At 70.8% G+C, this 15,934-nt stretch carries 17 protein-coding genes; 6 read left to right on the forward strand and 11 right to left on the reverse strand.

The window, feature by feature from the left end:
- Positions 1-63: 63 nt before the first annotated feature.
- From QF035_RS19280 to sigE, 4 genes are all read right to left on the reverse strand, one after another.
- Positions 64-510, reverse strand: coding sequence for a sec-independent translocase (locus QF035_RS19280; RefSeq protein ID WP_307521634.1), 447 nt, complete (start codon positions 508-510; stop codon positions 64-66).
- Between the two features lie 211 nt (positions 511-721).
- Entirely contained in the window at positions 722-2,659 is a 1,938-nt protein-coding gene (locus QF035_RS19285) for a S1C family serine protease (protein ID WP_307521635.1), read from the reverse strand.
- 138 nt (positions 2,660-2,797) lie between these two features.
- On the reverse strand, positions 2,798-3,754 hold the full coding sequence (locus tag QF035_RS19290) for an anti-sigma factor family protein (RefSeq protein WP_307521636.1): 957 nt from the start codon (positions 3,752-3,754) through the stop codon (positions 2,798-2,800).
- On the reverse strand, positions 3,751-4,452 hold the full coding sequence (sigE, locus tag QF035_RS19295; RefSeq protein WP_055614050.1) for an RNA polymerase sigma factor SigE: 702 nt from the start codon (positions 4,450-4,452) through the stop codon (positions 3,751-3,753). Before sigE ends, QF035_RS19290 begins: the two co-directional genes overlap by 4 nt.
- A gap of 214 nt (positions 4,453-4,666) precedes the next feature.
- On the opposite strand from sigE, the gene QF035_RS19300 reads away from it, so the two are divergent.
- Positions 4,667-5,365, forward strand: coding sequence for an O-methyltransferase (locus tag QF035_RS19300; protein WP_269654385.1), 699 nt, complete (start codon positions 4,667-4,669; stop codon positions 5,363-5,365).
- Between the two features lie 145 nt (positions 5,366-5,510).
- On the opposite strand, the gene QF035_RS19305 is transcribed toward QF035_RS19300, so the two are convergent.
- The gene (locus QF035_RS19305) at positions 5,511-5,678 is read right to left on the reverse strand and encodes a DUF3117 domain-containing protein (protein WP_003966491.1); all 168 of its coding nucleotides are present in this window, start codon (positions 5,676-5,678) and stop codon (positions 5,511-5,513) included.
- A gap of 370 nt (positions 5,679-6,048) precedes the next feature.
- Between QF035_RS19305 and QF035_RS19310 the strand changes: the two genes are divergently transcribed.
- Complete coding sequence (locus QF035_RS19310; protein WP_307521637.1) at positions 6,049-6,855, forward strand: enoyl-CoA hydratase/isomerase family protein; 807 nt, start codon at positions 6,049-6,051, stop codon at positions 6,853-6,855.
- Between the two features lie 71 nt (positions 6,856-6,926).
- On the opposite strand, the gene QF035_RS19315 is transcribed toward QF035_RS19310, so the two are convergent.
- Together QF035_RS19315 and QF035_RS19320 are read right to left on the reverse strand one after the other, a co-directional pair.
- On the reverse strand, positions 6,927-7,511 hold the full coding sequence (locus tag QF035_RS19315) for a DNA-3-methyladenine glycosylase I (protein WP_307521638.1): 585 nt from the start codon (positions 7,509-7,511) through the stop codon (positions 6,927-6,929).
- On the reverse strand, positions 7,508-7,861 hold the full coding sequence (locus QF035_RS19320; protein WP_055614046.1) for a DivIVA domain-containing protein: 354 nt from the start codon (positions 7,859-7,861) through the stop codon (positions 7,508-7,510). The genes QF035_RS19315 and QF035_RS19320 overlap by 4 nt, the downstream gene beginning before the upstream one ends.
- Before the next feature lie 148 nt (positions 7,862-8,009).
- Here QF035_RS19320 and folP point away from each other — a divergent pair, with 148 nt between their 5' ends.
- Positions 8,010-8,870 carry a dihydropteroate synthase gene (gene folP / locus QF035_RS19325; RefSeq protein ID WP_307521639.1) on the forward strand — a complete coding sequence of 287 codons (861 nt, stop codon included), beginning with the start codon at positions 8,010-8,012 and terminating at the stop codon, positions 8,868-8,870.
- 207 nt (positions 8,871-9,077) lie between these two features.
- Here folP and QF035_RS19330 read toward each other — a convergent pair whose 3' ends face one another.
- Both QF035_RS19330 and dapE read right to left on the reverse strand, forming a co-directional pair.
- Positions 9,078-9,836, reverse strand: coding sequence for an LOG family protein (locus tag QF035_RS19330; RefSeq protein ID WP_307521641.1), 759 nt, complete (start codon positions 9,834-9,836; stop codon positions 9,078-9,080).
- A 106-nt stretch (positions 9,837-9,942) separates the two neighbouring features.
- Positions 9,943-11,022, reverse strand: coding sequence for a succinyl-diaminopimelate desuccinylase (gene dapE, locus QF035_RS19335; protein ID WP_307521642.1), 1,080 nt, complete (start codon positions 11,020-11,022; stop codon positions 9,943-9,945).
- A gap of 118 nt (positions 11,023-11,140) precedes the next feature.
- Between dapE and QF035_RS19340 the strand changes: the two genes are divergently transcribed.
- Entirely contained in the window at positions 11,141-12,133 is a 993-nt protein-coding gene (locus QF035_RS19340) for a heavy metal transporter (protein WP_307531235.1), read from the forward strand.
- 363 nt (positions 12,134-12,496) lie between these two features.
- Complete coding sequence (locus tag QF035_RS19345) at positions 12,497-12,979, forward strand: ATP-binding protein (protein ID WP_307521643.1); 483 nt, start codon at positions 12,497-12,499, stop codon at positions 12,977-12,979.
- A 114-nt stretch (positions 12,980-13,093) separates the two neighbouring features.
- On the opposite strand, the gene QF035_RS19350 is transcribed toward QF035_RS19345, so the two are convergent.
- Together QF035_RS19350 and fdxA are read right to left on the reverse strand one after the other, a co-directional pair.
- Entirely contained in the window at positions 13,094-14,194 is a 1,101-nt protein-coding gene (locus tag QF035_RS19350; protein ID WP_307521644.1) for a bifunctional succinyldiaminopimelate transaminase/glutamate-prephenate aminotransferase, read from the reverse strand.
- Positions 14,195-14,364: 170 nt separating this feature from the next.
- Positions 14,365-14,685 (reverse strand): ferredoxin, encoded by a 321-nt coding sequence (fdxA, locus tag QF035_RS19355; RefSeq protein ID WP_019058397.1) that lies wholly within the window; start codon positions 14,683-14,685, stop codon positions 14,365-14,367.
- Positions 14,686-14,826: 141 nt separating this feature from the next.
- On the opposite strand from fdxA, the gene QF035_RS19360 reads away from it, so the two are divergent.
- Complete coding sequence (locus QF035_RS19360; protein ID WP_307521645.1) at positions 14,827-15,930, forward strand: GNAT family N-acetyltransferase; 1,104 nt, start codon at positions 14,827-14,829, stop codon at positions 15,928-15,930.
- Positions 15,931-15,934: the final 4 nt, after the last annotated feature.

Genomic DNA, 15,934 nt, shown 5'->3' on the forward strand with positions numbered 1-15,934 from the left:
GCCGTTCGGAGCGGTCCGAGTCGGACCAGGTCAGGGCCGGTCGGCCGAGCGGCCGGGACCGGCTCAGGTCGCGTCGGCGTCGAACGGAGGGCGCTCGTCCTGATCGAGCTTCTCCCGCTTCTTCGTCATGTCGACGGTGCCGCCGGTGGACCCGGACGAGGAGGACGACGAGGCGGAGGACTCGGACTCGCGGCCGTGCACCGCGTCCGTGACGTCGGCCATCTCCTTCTTCAGGTCGAAGCCGTTACGGATCTCCTTGAGCCCCAGCTCGTCGTTGTCCAGCTGCTTGCGGATGAACGTCTTGGGGTTGAGGTCCTCGAACTCGAAGTCCTTGAACTCCGGGCCGAGTTCCTCGCGGATGTCCGCCTTGGCGCTCTCCGAGAAGTCACGGATCTTGCGGATGGTGCGCGTGACGTCCTGGATCATCTTCGGGAGCTTCTCCGGGCCGAAGACGAGCACGGCAAGGACGACGAGCGTCACGAGCTCGAGCGGTCCTATGTCATTGAACACCTTCAGCTCCTTGCGATGTCCTCGGCCCTCGGCAGGTCTTTCCGTGGTCCGGGCCGGGTCCACGGTACCCGGCGATCCTGTCTGTCCGGTACTGTCCCGGGCCCTCCGACCGCGTGTACACGCCGGGTTTTCCAGGATGTTTGCCTGATGGGGCCCGGGTACGGCCCGCTTCCTGTGAAGTTCCTGTCGGTTGCCCCGCGCAATCGTTCCGTCAGTCGCCGTCGGCCGAACCGAGGACGAGCGTGACCTTCTTCTCCTTGCCGTCGCGCTCCAGCGTCAGCTCCAGGCGGTCGCCGGGGCGGTGGGCCCGGGTCTTGACGATGAGCTCCTCGCCGGAGTGCACGCGCTGCCCGTCGACCTCGGTGATGACGTCACCGGGCTTGATGCCGGCCCGGTCGCCAGGGCCGTCCTGGTTGACCGGGGGGCTGCCGTCGTTGCCCTTGGTGCCGACGCGGGCGCCGTCGCCGCTGTAGTCCATGTCGAGTGTCACGCCGATCACCGGGTGCGTGGCCTTGCCGGTGTTGATGAGCTCCTCGGCGACGCGCTTGCCCTGGTTGATGGGGATGGCGAACCCGAGGCCGATCGAGCCGGACTGGCCGCCCTCCAGGTCCGAGCCGCTGTCGGCGGAGCGGATGGCGCTGTTGATGCCGATGACCCGGGCCTTGGAGTCGACCAGCGGGCCGCCCGAGTTGCCGGGGTTTATCGGGGCGTCCGTCTGCAGCGCGTCCACGTACGAGATGTCGCTGCCGTCGCCCTCCTCGCCGCCCGCCGTGATGGGGCGCTCCTTGGCGCTGATGATGCCGGCGGTGACGGTGTTCTCCAGGTCGAAGGGGGCGCCGATGGCCACGACCGGGTCGCCGACCTGGACGTTGTCGGAGTTGCCGAGGGCCAGGGGCTTGAGGCCTCTGACACCGCTCACCTTCACGACGGCGAGGTCGTAGCCGCTGTCGTGACCGACGACCTTGGCCTTGGCGGTCTGGCCGCCGCTGAAGGTCACGGTTATCTCGCCGCTGCCGTCGGCCGGGTCGACCACGTGGTTGTTGGTGAGGATGTGGCCGCGCTGGTCGAGCACGAACCCGGTGCCGGTGCCCTGCGACTCCGACCCGCTCACATGCAGCGTCACCACACTGGGCAGCGCGCTGGCCGCGATCCCGGCCACGCTGTCCGCGGCCCGTCCCTTGGCCTCGGTCCCGGCCTGCGGCAGCTCGACGTCGTCGATCCCGCCGTTGCGCTCCAGATACGCCCCTACGGCCCCGCCGACACCGCCGGACACGAGGGCGAGGAGCGCGGCCCCCAGGACCAGCGCCCGCCTCGTACGCCGACGCCGCCCGGTCGTGCTCTCGACGGCCGCCCCGTTCTGCTGGAGGGGGGCGGCGGCCCAGGGGTCGTAGTTCTGCCAGGGGGCGTGGAGTGCTTGGGGGTGGGGCTGAGGGTGATGGGGCTGAGGATGCGTCTGGGGGTGGGTCTGAGCGTCTGCCTGGGGCACGGGTGCGTGGGCGGCCGGAACGTGGGGGGCCGAGGGGTGGGGAGCCGGGGCCGGCGCGGGGGCGCCGTGGTCGGTGGGGCCGTGGTCGGGAGTGCCGTGGAGGGGGGCCGCCGCCTGGTGGTAGCCGGAGGGCAGCGCCGGTCCGAGGATGCCCTGGGTGGCGGCCGGCCGCGGGACGGAGTCCTCGGGCCCAGCTCCTGCCGGGGTGCCCTGGGGCGGAGTCACGGCATGGACGGCCGTCCCGTGCGCGGGAGTCGTCGCCGGGTGCTGGACCGGGGGCGCGGGCGCCCAGGGGCCGGGTCCGCCGTAGGGCGGCGTGCTGTAGGGATCCGGGTCGTGCAGCGGCTTGGGGCGCTCCCGCTCCCCGAGAGGCTCGGGCCGCTCACCGGGCACGTCTGCGCCACCGCTCGCGTCAGCCGGCACCTGGCTCGGGACCAGGCTCGGAGCCTCGGTGGAAGCCCCGCCGGTCATACCCGCGCCACCGGAGCCACCTGCGGCACCGGCGACCGCGGGCTTCTCCAGCTCGAAGTCGCCGTCCATGTCTCCCCCGTGGAACCCACTCGCGCCGTCCCCCGCGGAAGCCGGGTCCGCCGGAGCGGATTCCGGCACGTCGGTCCGGGGCCGGCTCCACCACTTCGGCTTCGTGGGCTTCCCCTCGTCCATGCTCTCCCCACACCTGACCCGCGGCTCGGCACATCGGCGGTCACCGCGGTTTGTCCACTCCGAGCCCGATTTCCTACCGCGGGCGCGGCCCATCCCTGGATTCAACCAGGTTCACGGGCCGCCGCGCAGAGGGCCGGTTCAGCCGGGGGAGGAAGGCGAAGGTGAGGCGGACGAGTCGGACTGCGGCACCAGCGGCAGCAGGGACGTCTCCAGCTCCGACGCCGTCGAGAACGCGGTCAGCGCGACCGGTGGGGCCGGGCTGAAGGGGCGTATGAGCGGGGACATGGCCGCGGCACCGGCCACCACGGGGGTGGTCAGCGCGTGCAGCGTGCGCGCGTCCTGCTCGGCGGGCGAGGGTGTCAGGGGCGCGGGCACCCCGGGCAGCAGCGGCGCCGACATCTCGGTCTGCGCGCCCCCCTCCGCGGTGAAGGAGCGCTGTCCCTGCGCGAGCAGCGGTGTGAGGGACCGGCGGCGCTGCGAGTCGGGGTTGGTCGCCCCGCCCACGTTCGCCGTCCGCATCGGGGTCACGTTGCTTCCGGAGCCCGACCCGCCGCGCGCGTCCGTGGTGTCCGTCGGCATGCCCGTCGACACCCCGCCGAGCGCGATCGCGGCGAGCGACACGGCACCGGCCGCGGCGGCCGCGAAGCGCAGTCCCCGTGAGGCCGACCGCTCGGCCTCACGCCGGCTTATGTCATGGATGCGGAACCCGCGCTGCTCGGAGGGCAGCACGGCGGCGTGGGGGCCGGACGGCACATAGCCGAAGGAGTCCGGCTTCATGCCGAAGACTCCGGACGTGCCGAACCCTCCCCTGCCCAGCGGCGATCCGTCGCCATCCGAGTCACCTCCTCCGGGGAGCCCCTGCAGACGGGCCAGGAAGCTCTCGGAGGGGGGTGGCGGAGCGACCTCCGCGAACACGTTCTTCAGTCGTCGCTGCTCGTCGGCCTCGGCTTTGCACTTCGCGCACGTGGCGAGGTGCGCGAGGACACGCTCGCGCGCCTCGTGACCGAGCTCGCCGTCCACGAGGGCGGAGAGCCGGTCTCCGAGGTGCTGCTCGGTAAGGGGCCGATCGGCAGGATTAAGCCGTGATCCACTCACGCGCTCGCGCCCCCTCCTCCCAGAGCGGGCACTCCGGTGACCGCGAAACCGCGGCGCTCGGCACGGGCCTCGGGCGAGCGGTGGGCGAGCGCCTTGCGCAGCTGGGAGCGGCCGCGGTGGATGCGGCTGCGGACCGTGCCGAGCTTGACGCCCAGGGTCGCGGCGATCTCCTCGTACGAAAGCCCTTCGATGTCGCACAGGACGACCGCGGCGCGGAACTCCGGGGCGAGGGTGTCGAGGGCCTGCTGGACGTCCGCGTCGAAGTGCGTGTCGTTGAAGACCTGCTGCGGGGAGGGCTCGCGGCTGGGCAGGCGCTCGGCCGCGTCGTCACCGAGGGCGTCGAAGCGGATGCGCTGCTTGCGGCGGACCATGTCCAGGAAGAGGTTGGTGGTGATGCGGTGGAGCCAGCCCTCGAAGGTGCCCGGCGTGTACGTCGACAGGGAACGGAAGACCCGGACGAAGACTTCCTGGGTCAGGTCCTCGGCGTCGTGCTGGTTGCCCGTCAGGCGGTAGGCGAGACGGTAGACCCTGGCGCTGTGCGTGCTGACGATCTCCTCCCAGGTGGGCGGAGTCCACGCCTGCGAGTCCGCGTCGGACGTGAAGGTCGCGGTCTGAGCGGAGTCAGCGGTGCGGAAACGGTCAGCGGTGTCGTTCACAGATTTCGGCTCACCCGCCGATCTGAGCAGGCGCCTCAGCACCCCTCCCCGATCCACAGGCGCAGCCGCACCTCCCCTGTCGGCTCTGGTGGTGTCCGGTGGAGCCCCTACCATAGCCACCTCGCCCGTTAGCTCCGGATAAGCGGTTTTACGAGAATTTGATACGCGCTCATATGGCTGCGTCAGCACTTGCTCGGTGTCCTGATCCATCTGCTACCCCCGCGTAGTTCCCCACCCCCTCTAAACGCCCGGTCCCATCTGCGGGTTCCCGGCGGCAACGGATACAGTCACGCCCAGGCAACCACGGGGACAGGAGAGGGCCATTACCGGCAACCGGCTGACGAGCTGGGCGTTCGCCGACGCCTTTGTCGCCGAGGACGAAGCACTGCACTGGGCCCGGGACCGGGCCCGGGACGCAGGGCTGCGCTCTGTGTCGCCCGGCACGGGCGCAGCGCTGCGACTGCTCGCCGCCACCGTGGACGCCAAGGCGGTCGCGGAGATCGGGACCGGCACCGGAGTCTCCGGAATGCATCTTCTGCACGGCATGCGGCCGGACGGTGTACTGACGACCGTGGATCCGGAGCCGGAGCACCAGCAGTTCGCCCGCCAGGCCTTCCGCGCGTGCGGCTTCGCGAGCAACCGGGCCCGCTTCATCCCGGGCCGCGCGCTGGACGTCCTGCCCCGGCTCGCGGACGCCGGCTACGACCTCGTCTTCTGCGACGGCGACCGTCTCGAGAGCCTCGACTACCTCGCTGAATCGTTGCGCCTGCTCAGGCCCGGTGGCCTGGTCGTCTTCGAGGGTGTCTTCGCGAACGGCCGGACCGTGGAGTCGGGCCCGCAGCCCACGGAGGTCCTGCGGCTGCGCGAACTGCTGCGCGCCGTCCGCGAGAGCCAAGAGCTGATTCCCTCGCTCCTGCCGGTCGGCGACGGCCTGCTGTGTGCGGTCAAACGCTGATCCGGCCCCTCTCCGGACCGCCGCTAAACCCCTTCTGACCTGCACGAACATGCATGGCATACGTCCCTGACGTACCCCTGAAAACCCACTGCCCCGGCATCACTTTGGATGCCGGGGCAGTGGACAGGTATGGTCGCGTTCCGCGTCAGCCGACGACCTTCTTGAGGGCGTCGCCGAGCGCGTCGGCCTCGTCGGGGGTCAGCTCGACGACGAGCCGACCGCCGCCTTCGAGCGGAACGCGCATGACGATGCCCCGCCCCTCCTTGGTCACCTCGAGCGGGCCATCGCCCGTCCGCGGCTTCATGGCCGCCATGCTCGTTCCCCTTCCTGAAACCAGCTCATCGTCGCCGACGGCCCCACTGAAGGGCACGCATCCTCTCGTCGGACACGCGTCACCGGCATCGAACACATTGCTTCCAGGCCATTATCCCGCATCTCAGGACCCGATGACCAACATCAGTCGGCATCGCTTGCGCAACGCGCTTGAGCAAAACCACTCAATTCGCCGAAGTGGCTGCGATACTGCGCCGCTGCCGCGCCGCTGCATGGACTTTCGGACGCCGGAATTCTTTGACGCAGGTCACATGTCCGAACCCCGCCGCCGCTCGTGATCTCCGCCATGCTGTCCTCAGACCAGAACGTACCGACGGGTACGACGGAGCCGCGAACCGGAGGGGACCCCCATGGCCGACACCGTGCTCTACGAGGTGAGCGACGGACTCGCGACGATCACGCTCAACCGCCCCGAGGCGATGAACGCGATGAACATCGAGACCAAGGTCGCCTTCCGCGAGGCGGCACAGGCGGCCGCGGCGGACGACTCCGTACGGGCCATCCTGCTCACCGCCGCCGGCGACCGGGCGTTCTGTGTGGGCCAGGACCTCAAGGAGCACATCGGCGGGCTGATGGCGGCGCGCGAGTCCGGCTCGGGCGGGGGTGTCATGAGCACCGTCCAGGAGCACTACAACCCGATCGTGCGGGCCCTGACCAGGGCGGCGAAGCCGGTCGTGGCGGCCGTCAACGGGGTCGCGGCCGGTGCCGGCCTCGGTTTCGCCCTCGCGGCGGACTATCGCATCGTCGCCGACACCGCCGCCTTCAACACGTCGTTCGCCGGGGTCGCGTTGACCGCCGACTCCGGGATCTCGTGGACGCTGCCCCGGGTCGTCGGGCCTTCGCGGGCCGCGGATCTGCTGCTGTTTCCGCGCAGCATCACCGCCCAGGAGGCGTACGAGCTGGGGATCGCCAATCGGGTTGTGCCGGGTGCCGAGCTGGCGGCTGAGGCGGTGAAGGTGGCTCGGGGGCTGGCCGAGGGGCCGACTCTGGCGTATGCCGCGTTGAAGGAGTCTCTCGCTTACGGGCTGACCCACTCCTTGGAGGAGACCTTGGAGAAGGAGGACGAGTTGCAGACTCGGGCCGGGTCTTCCGAGGATCATGTGATCGCTGTGCAGGCGTTCGTCAACAAGGAGAAGCCGAAGTATCTGGGGCGGTGACGCTTCGCTGGATCGGGCCGGTTCAGAGACTGCCGGCCCGGTGGGGGCTGGTCGCGCAGTTCCCCGCGCCCCTAACGGGTCGCGCCTCTGGCCACGCAATCTGCCAGGTGATCGTTGACCAAGCCGCACGCCTGCATCAAGGCGTAGGCCGTGGTGGGGCCCACGAAGCGGATGCCTTGCTTCTTGAGGGCCTTGGAGAGGGCTTTCGACTCGTCGGTGACCGCAGGGACGTCGGCGAGGGCCTTCGGGGCCGGGCGGGTCGTCGGGTCGGGGGCGAAGGACCAGATCAGTTCGTCCAGCTCGCCCGGTGCCCATTCCGTGAGTACGCGCGCGTTGGCCACCGTCGCCTCGATCTTGGCGCGGTTGCGGATGATGCCGGGGTCGGCGAGGAGGCGCTCCTTGTCGGCGTCCGTGAACGTGGCGACCTCGGAGATCTTGAAGCCCGCGAAGGCGGTACGGAAGCCCTCGCGGCGGCGCAGGATCGTGATCCAGGAGAGGCCCGACTGGAAGGCCTCCAGGCACAGCCGCTCGTACAACTCGTCGTCGCCGTGGACCGGGCGGCCCCACTCCTCGTCGTGGTACGTCACGTAGTCCTCGGTCGACAGCGCCCAGGGGCAGCGCAGGGCGCCGTCCGAGCCCTTCAGGGCGTCGCTCATCGGTGGTCCTCCTCGGCGGGCTTCTCCAGGGAGGTGGACCGGGCCGCGTGGGCCGCTCCGGCCAGCGCGGCCTCCAGGTCGGAGATCCGGGCGTCCCGCTCGGCCAGCTCGGCACCGAGGCGGCCCAGGGCGTCGTCCACGTCCGCCATGCGGTAGCCGCGCATCGTGAGCGGGAAGCGCAGTGCCTCCACGTCACCGCGGTGCACGGGGCGGTCAAGGGGCAGCGGGTCCTGCAGGCGCTCCGGCGGGGTCTCGGGAAGGGCGCCACTCTCACCGCCGCCCACCACGGAGAGAGTCACCGCGCCGACCACGACGACGAGGGCGACGACCAGGAACAAGAACATGAACATCGCTGAGGTCCCCACACTCTGGTGCCGACGCGGACGCGTCGGCGCGGAAAGTATCAGGCTCCGATCGTGCCATGCGACTCTGACAGTTAGGGTCGCAGGCGGCGGAACGGCGACATCCGTTGCCAACTACTGGGAGAGGTCACAGCGGATGCTCAGGCTGGGCAGGCGCGAGTTCGAGGCGCACGAGCCGGTGATCATGGCGATCGTGAACCGGACCCCCGACTCCTTCTACGACCAGGGCGCCACCTTCCGCGACGAGCCCGCGCTCGCGCGCGTGGAGCAGGCGGTGTCCGAGGGCGCCGCCATCATCGACATCGGCGGGGTCAAGGCCGGGCCCGGCGAGGAGGTCACCGCCGAGGAGGAGGCGCGGCGGACGGTCGGCTTCGTCGCCGAGGTGCGGCGCCGTTTCCCCGACGTGATCATCAGTGTCGACACCTGGCGGCACGAGGTGGGCGAGGCCGTGTGCGACGTGGGTGCGGATCTGCTCAACGACGCGTGGGGCGGGGTCGATCCGCGGCTCGCGGAGGTCGCCGGGCGGTACGGCGCGGGGCTCGTGTGTACGCACGCCGGTGAGACCCAGCCCCGGACCCGTCCTCACCGCATCGCCTACGACGACGTCATGGCCGACATCCTGCGGGTGACTGTGGCGCTGGCCGAGCGGGCCGTGGAGGTGGGGGTGGCTCGGGAGTCCGTGCTCATCGATCCCGGGCACGACTTCGGGAAGAACACGCGGCACAGTCTTGAGGCGACGCGGCGGCTCAGGGAGATGGTGGATACGGGTTGGCCCGTGCTGGTGTCCCTGTCCAACAAGGACTTTGTGGGTGAGACGCTCGATCGGCCGGTGAAGGAGCGGGTGGTGGGGACGCTCGCGACCACCGCGGTGTCGGCTTGGCTGGGGGCTCAGGTGTACCGGGTCCACGAGGTTGCCGAGACGCGGCAGGTCCTGGACATGGTCGCGTCGATCGCCGGCCACCGTCCGCCGGCCGTTGCCCGACGGGGGCTGGCGTAGGGCTTTTTTCGCCCCCGCCGCCCCGACCCATTCCCGTCCCTGCCTCAGGGGCTCCGCCCCCGAACCCCCGCTCCTCAAACGCCGGAGGGGCTGATTTTCAGCCCCTCCGGCGTTTGAGGACGAGCGCGGCAGCGCGATGCGGGGGTCTGGGGGCGGCAGCCCCCAGGGACGGGACGGGTAGGGGCGGCGGGGGCGAAGAACAAGCCCCTACCTCCCCGCCTCCTTCGACACCAGCGCCACCGCCTCGTCCACGTCGTCCGTGAGGTGGAACAGGAGCAGGTCCTTCTCCGAGGCCTTGCCCTGGGCGATCAAGGTGTTCTTGAGCCAGTCCACCAACCCGCCCCAGTACTCCGTACCGAAGAGGACGATCGGGAAGCGGGTGACCTTCTGGGTCTGGACGAGGGTGAGCGCCTCGAAGAGTTCGTCGAGGGTGCCGAGGCCGCCGGGCAGGACCACGAACCCCTGGGCGTACTTCACGAACATCATCTTCCGCACGAAGAAGTAGCGGAAGTTGAGGCCGATGTCGACGTACTGGTTGAGCCCCTGCTCGAAGGGCAGCTCGATGCCGAGTCCGACGGAGATGCCCTTCGCCTCGCAGGCCCCCTTGTTGGCGGCCTCCATGGCACCGGGGCCGCCGCCGGTGATCACTGCGAAGCCCGCCTCGACCAGCCCGCGCCCGAGCGCGACCCCCGCCTCGTACTCCGGAGAGTCCGCCCGCGTCCGCGCCGAGCCGAACACACTGATCGCGGGCGGCAGTTCGGCCAGCGTGCCGAAGCCCTCGATGAACTCCGACTGGATGCGCAGCACCCGCCAGGGATCGGTGTGGACCCAGTCCGACGGCCCGCCCGCGTCCAGCAGCCGCTGGTCCGTCGTGCTCGCCTGCACCTGTCCCCGCCTGCGCAGCACGGGGCCCAGCCGCTGCTCCTCCGGTGGCCGCTTCTTGCCCTCCGGGTTGCCAGTAGCCATGTCCGCTCCCTCCACACGTGCGGGTCGTTCCACCCCAGCGTAGATCTACGCGGGTTACGGAGGGGGGACGCCGACATGTCCGCCATGAACCGCCGTCAGGTACGGGTCAGGCGGTCAGCCACGCCCTCAGCCGCTCCTCGCCCGCGAGGATCTTCGCGGTTTCCACCCTTTCGTCCCGCTTGTGTGCCAAATGCGGGTTTCCGGGACCGTAGTTGACGGCCGGGACGCCCAGCGCACTGAAGCGGGAGACGTCCGTCCAGCCGTACTTGGGCTGGGGGGTGCCCCCGACGGCCTCGATGAAGGCGGCGGCCGCGGGGTGGGAGAGGCCCGGCAGCGCCGCTCCGCTGTGGTCGTCGACCACGAACTCCTCGACGCCGCAGTCGGCGAAGACCTCGTGGACGTGGGCCAGGGCCTCGGCCTCCGTGCGGTCGGGCGCGTAGCGGAAGTTGACGGTCACCACGCACTCGTCGGGGATGACGTTGCCCGCCACCCCGCCCGAGATGCCGACGGCGTTGAGGCCCTCGCGGTACTCCAGGCCGTCGATGAACGGGTAGCGCGGCTCGTAGGCGGCGAGGCGCGCGAGGATCGGGGCGGCGGCGTGGATGGCGTTGGAGCCCATCCAGCCGCGCGCGGAGTGCGCCCGCTCGCCCTTCGTCCTCAGCAGGACGCGCAGGGTGCCCTGGCAGCCGCCCTCCACCTGCCCGTCGGACGGCTCCAGGAGGACCGCGAAGTCGCCCTCCAGCCACTCAGGGTGCGCCTCGGACACATGCTTCAGCCCGTTGAGGTGTGCGGCGACCTCTTCGTTGTCGTAGAAGACGAAGGTGAGGTCGCGGTTGGGGGCCGGGACCGTGGCCGCGATCCGCAGCTGGACGGCGACGCCCGACTTCATGTCGCAGGTGCCGCAGCCCCACAGCACGCCGTCCTCGTCGAGGCGCGAGGGCACGTTGTCGGCGATCGGGACCGTGTCGATGTGGCCTGCCAGGATCACGCGCTCGGCCCGGCCCAGGTTCGTACGCGCGACGACGTTGTTGCCGTACCGCTCGACCGTCAGGTGCGGCAGGGACCGCAGCACGCCCTCGATCGCGTCCGCGAGGGGCTTCTCGGTGCCGCTCTCGGAGGGGAAGTCGACGAGCTGCGCGGTGAGCCGGGCGGCGTCCAGGACGAGGTCAAGTTGGGTGTCGGCCATGCCGTCGACCCTAACGCGAGGCGGGTCCCGGCCCGGTCGGTGGCCTGATACCTCTGCCGTCACCGGCTTGTCCACAGTCCCACAGATGGCGGACAGTACTCTCCAGTACCTTGTACGCGTGCCAGAGCCGTCCCCCACCTCCGCCAGACCCGTACGCCGTGGCCGTCTCCTCCGCTCCGGAGCCGCCTTCGCCGTGCTGCTCGCCCTCGCCGGCTATCTCGCCGTGCAGTACCTGACAGGGAGCACCGGAGAACCGAAGTGCACGGTCGTCTCCGGCAACGGCGACAGAGCGTCGTACGAGTTCACGGCGGAACAGGCGGTGAACGCGGCGACGATCACGGCCGTCGGCACCAACCGCGGCGTGCCCGAGCGTGCCGTCACCATCGCCCTCGCGACGGCCCTCCAGGAGTCCGCCCTGCGCAATATCAGCCACGGCGACCGTGATTCGCTGGGCCTGTTCCAGCAGCGGCCGTCACAGGGCTGGGGCACCGAGAAGGAGATCCTGGACCCGGCATACGCGGCCGGCGAGTTCTACGAGCACCTGGAGAAGGTGCCGGACTACACGAAACTGCCGCTCACCGTCGCCGCGCAGCGCGTCCAGCGCAGCGGCTTCCCGGAGGCGTACGCGAAGCACGAGCCGGACGCCACGCTCCTCGCCGCGGCCCTGACCGGGCGCGCGGCCGCCACCTTCACCTGCGAGGGGCACCCGAGCACACCGCCCGAGGGCCCGGACGCGGTGCGTGCCGCGCTCGTACGGGACTTCGGGCGCGACGCGTTCCAGGAGACGGGCGCCGAAGTGGCCGCCACGCCCTCGCCCTCTCCGTCGGCCCCGACGGCCGTACCGTCCACCTCGTCCACCGCCCCGAACGGCGCCGGCGGCACGCGCACCGTGACCGTGACCGTCCCGAAGACCCCGGCCGCGCAGGGCGGGGAGCGGCGGCGCGGCTGGGCCCTGGCGCACTGGGCCGTGGCCAACTCGTCGGCGCTGCACGTCGAGCGGGTCTCGTACGCGGGCCGGGCGTGGACGGCCGGAAACACCCGGAGCGAGTGGCGCGACGACTCGGGTGCGCGGAACTCCACGGGCGAAGTCCGAATCGTCATCGGGCAGTAGTACGGGCCTTCACCCGTTGGGGGCATGCCCGGCACGGCATGTCGACGACTCGCCGGGGATTTCCTCCGGCACTTCCCGCGCCTCTCTCGAATCCGCCAAATCCCTTGGGGTCAAAGGGCCGTAGCGATTCGGCAGACTTCCTCATCTGACGTTCTTGCCCGGGTTTCTCCACAGCCGATAATGCGACGCATTACCAACTCTTTACGTTGGACCACCGCAACCTTCGCGGACTTCGAGCGGTAGTCACTGCGTCCGAGCCCGGAACGATCAACAGCCGGTCGATCGACGGAAGACCGACAGCCAGTCGGTCAACTGCCGGGCACGGCACGACACTTCACCGTTCTCTTCCGTCAAAGGAGCATCATGTCCCTCACCCTGACCCGCCGGATCGCCCGTGCCGCGCTGCTCGTCGCAGCGGGAGCGGCAGCCGGGGTCGGTGCGGCCGGCTCCGCGAGCGCGGCCGAACTGCCGGCCACCCCCGACCTCGGCGGGCTGACCGCGCTGGACAACGCGGGCACCACCGTCGACGGCGCCGCGCAGAACGCCACCGGGCTCGCGGGTGACGCGGGCAGCAAGGCCGTCAAGAAGGCCGTGCCGACCGCGGGCAAGACAGGCGGCAAGGCCGTCAAGAAGGCCGTGCCGACCGCGGGCAAGACAGGCGGCAAGGCCGTCAAGACCACGACTCCCGCGGCGCAGAAGACCGCCGGGGATGTCGCCGGAACCGCGGGTGACGTGCTCGGTGACGCCGCGGGGGCCACCGGTAGTGGGTTGCCGACCGATTCCGTTGCCAAGGGTGGGCTGCCTGGGGCGGAGCAGCTGCCGCTTCAGGGGCCGCCGCTCGGCTAAGCCCCCCGGGGGCTGTACGGCGAAGGGGTCCAGGGAGTCTCCCTGGACCCCTTCGCTTGTGCCCGGTGGGTGGGTGCGGGTGCGCTGTGGCTGATCGCGCAGTTCCCTCCGCCCCTAAAGGGGCGCCAGGCGGTTTACCGCCGCCTGAACCCGTTCGTCTGTTGCCGTCAGTGCCACGCGGACGAACTTGTCGCCCGCCGGGCCGTAGAAGTCGCCCGGCGCCACCAGGATGCCGAGGTCGGCGAGGTGGGCCACTGTGTCCCAGCAGGGTTCGTCCCTGGTGGCCCAGAGGTAGAGGCTGGCCTCGCTGTGTTCGATGCGGAAGCCGTGGGTCAGGAGGGCGTCGCGGAGGGCGGTGCGGCGGGCCGTGTAGCGGGCGCGCTGTTCGTGGACGTGGGTGTCGTCCGAGAGGGCGGCGACCGTCGCGGCCTGGGTGGGCGCGGAGGTCATCATGCCGCCGTGCTTGCGGATCTGGAGGAGGTCGCCGAGGACCGCGGAGTCACCGGCCAGGAACGCCGAGCGGTAGCCCGCCAGATTCGACCGCTTCGAGAGCGAGTGGACCGACACGATCCCCTCGTACGAGCCGCCGCACACGTCGGGGTGCAGGACCGAGACCGGGTCGGCCTCCCAGCCCAGCTCGATGTAGCACTCGTCGGAGAAGACGAGGATGCCGTGCTCGCGCGCCCAGGCCACGATCCGGGTGAGCTCCGGGAGGGAGAGCACCCGGCCCGTCGGGTTCGACGGGGAGTTGAGCCACAGCAGCTCGAGGCCGGTGGGGTCCAGGTCCGTGGGGTCCTCGTACGCCACGTGGTCCGCGCGGGCCAGGCGCGCGCCGACCTCGTACGTCGGGTACGCCAGGCGCGGGTAGGCGACCCGGTCGCCGGGGCCGAGGCCCAGCTGCGTCGGCAGCCAGGCCACCAGCTCCTTGGAGCCGACCACCGGCAGGACGTTGCGGTGAGTGAAGTCCCGTGCGCCCAGCCGTCGCTCGCACCAGCCCACCAGGGCGTCCCGCAGCTCCGGCGTGCCCCACACCGTGGGATAGCCGGGCGAGTCGGCGGCCGCGACCAGGGCTTTCTGGATCAGGTCGGGCACCGGGTCGACCGGGGTGCCGACGGACAGGTCGACGATGCCGCCCGGGTGAGCGGCGGCCGTCGCCTTGAAGGGCTCCAGCTTGTCCCAGGGGAACGTGGGAAGCCGGTCGGAGACTGCGGACACGGGTTCTGGCTCACTTTCTCGTACGGACGGGGGCGTCCGTACGGACGGGTGGCATGTACGGCAAACGCCTCGGTCCCGTACGGCGGCAGGCCGTACGGGACCGAGGCGGCGCTTCTACCGCCGGGCGGGGCCCCAGCGTCGCTGGGCGGGGCCCCCGGCGTACGTACCGCTTACTGGTTCTGCGGCGGCAGCGCTGCGACGAAGGGGTGGTCGCGCTCGATGAGTCCCAGCTTGCTGGCACCGCCGGGCGAGCCGAGCTCGTCGAAGAACTCGACGTTCGCCTTGTAGTAGTCCTTCCACTCCTCAGGAGTGTCGTCTTCGTAGAAGATCGCCTCGACCGGGCAGACCGGCTCACAGGCACCACAGTCGACGCATTCGTCCGGGTGGATGTACAAGGACCGGGAGCCCTCGTAGATGCAGTCGACCGGGCACTCCTCGATGCACGCCTTGTCCTTGACGTCGACACAAGGCTGCGCGATGACGTAGGTCACGCTGTCGTTCCTCCTCGATAGGGCGCTGGCGAGCCGTCTTCAGGCTCCGCCACCTGGCGCGCGGGAGCGCGGCGTCGTCGATGCCCGCACCTAGTATCTCCGTTCTTGGGCATGATCCGAACAGGAGGGTTGGACTGAGCTGTGGAATTCTCCGCACACTTCCGTCTCGAAGTCCGTGTTACCCCCGCTGACGTGGGGAAACGTGTCTCGGTACGACGGTTGCGCGAAGACCCTCCTGAGGGTGAGAAGTTCACCGACACGGTTGGCGTTCTCACATCATGGGACGACGGTGTGCTGCTGATCACACGACGGTCCGGGGAGAGCGTCCGTATTCCGGAATCGGCGCTGGTGGCGGGCAAGGTCGTACCGTCCGCGCCGGCCCGGCGAAGGGGCCCGGCGGCCTCGTACGAGGAGCTGGCACGGGTCGCCGCCCGGGCCTGGCAGCCGGTCGAGCGGGAGCGGCTCGGCGAGTGGGAGCTGCGGGCCGCCGCGGGATTCACCCGGCGGGCCAACTCGGTGCTGCCGATCGGCGACCCCGGCGTTCCGCTGGACGACGCGCTGTCGCTCGTACGGGAGTGGTACGCGGCCCGGGAGCTGCCCGCGTACGTGCAGACCGCGACCGGAGCCGCGGGCACGCAGGAGCTGCTGTGCGCGGAGCTGGAGGCGCGGGGGTGGGAGCGCGAGGTGACCGCGGAGATGTGGATCGGCGCGCTGGCACCGATCGGTGATCTCCCGGACCCCGGACCGGACCGGACCGTCGTGCTGGCGCGCGAGGCGGACGAGGCGTGGCTCGGCCGCTACCAGCGCAAGGGCGTGAGCGAAGTGGCTCTGGAGGTGCTGGGCAGCGGGCCCTCGGTGTGGTTCGCGACCGTGCCGGGCGCCGAGCCGGGCATACCCGCGGCGATCGGCCGCTGTGTGATCGACGGGCGCTGGGCCGGGTTCGCGGCGGTGGAGGTCGATCCGTCCCTGCGCCGCCAGGGTCTCGCCACCACGGTCATGACGGCCCTGGCCCGCCGGGCGCTGTCCGAGGGCGCCTCGGCGGCATGGCTCCAGGTGGAGGCCGACAACGCGGGCGCCCGGGCCCTGTACGCGGGCATGGGCTTCGCGGCGCATCACGCGTACCACCACTATCGCGGGACCCAGGCAACGGGCGGCGGGAGCTCCACGGGCGCCGACGAACAGGTCGGCCACGGTTCCGGCGGCGACATTCGTGGCGGAGCCACAGAGCGGTATCGATCGGTGTGAAAGG

It is taken from the genome of Streptomyces umbrinus (genome assembly GCF_030817415.1).
GTDB lineage: Bacteria > Actinomycetota > Actinomycetes > Streptomycetales > Streptomycetaceae > Streptomyces > Streptomyces umbrinus_A.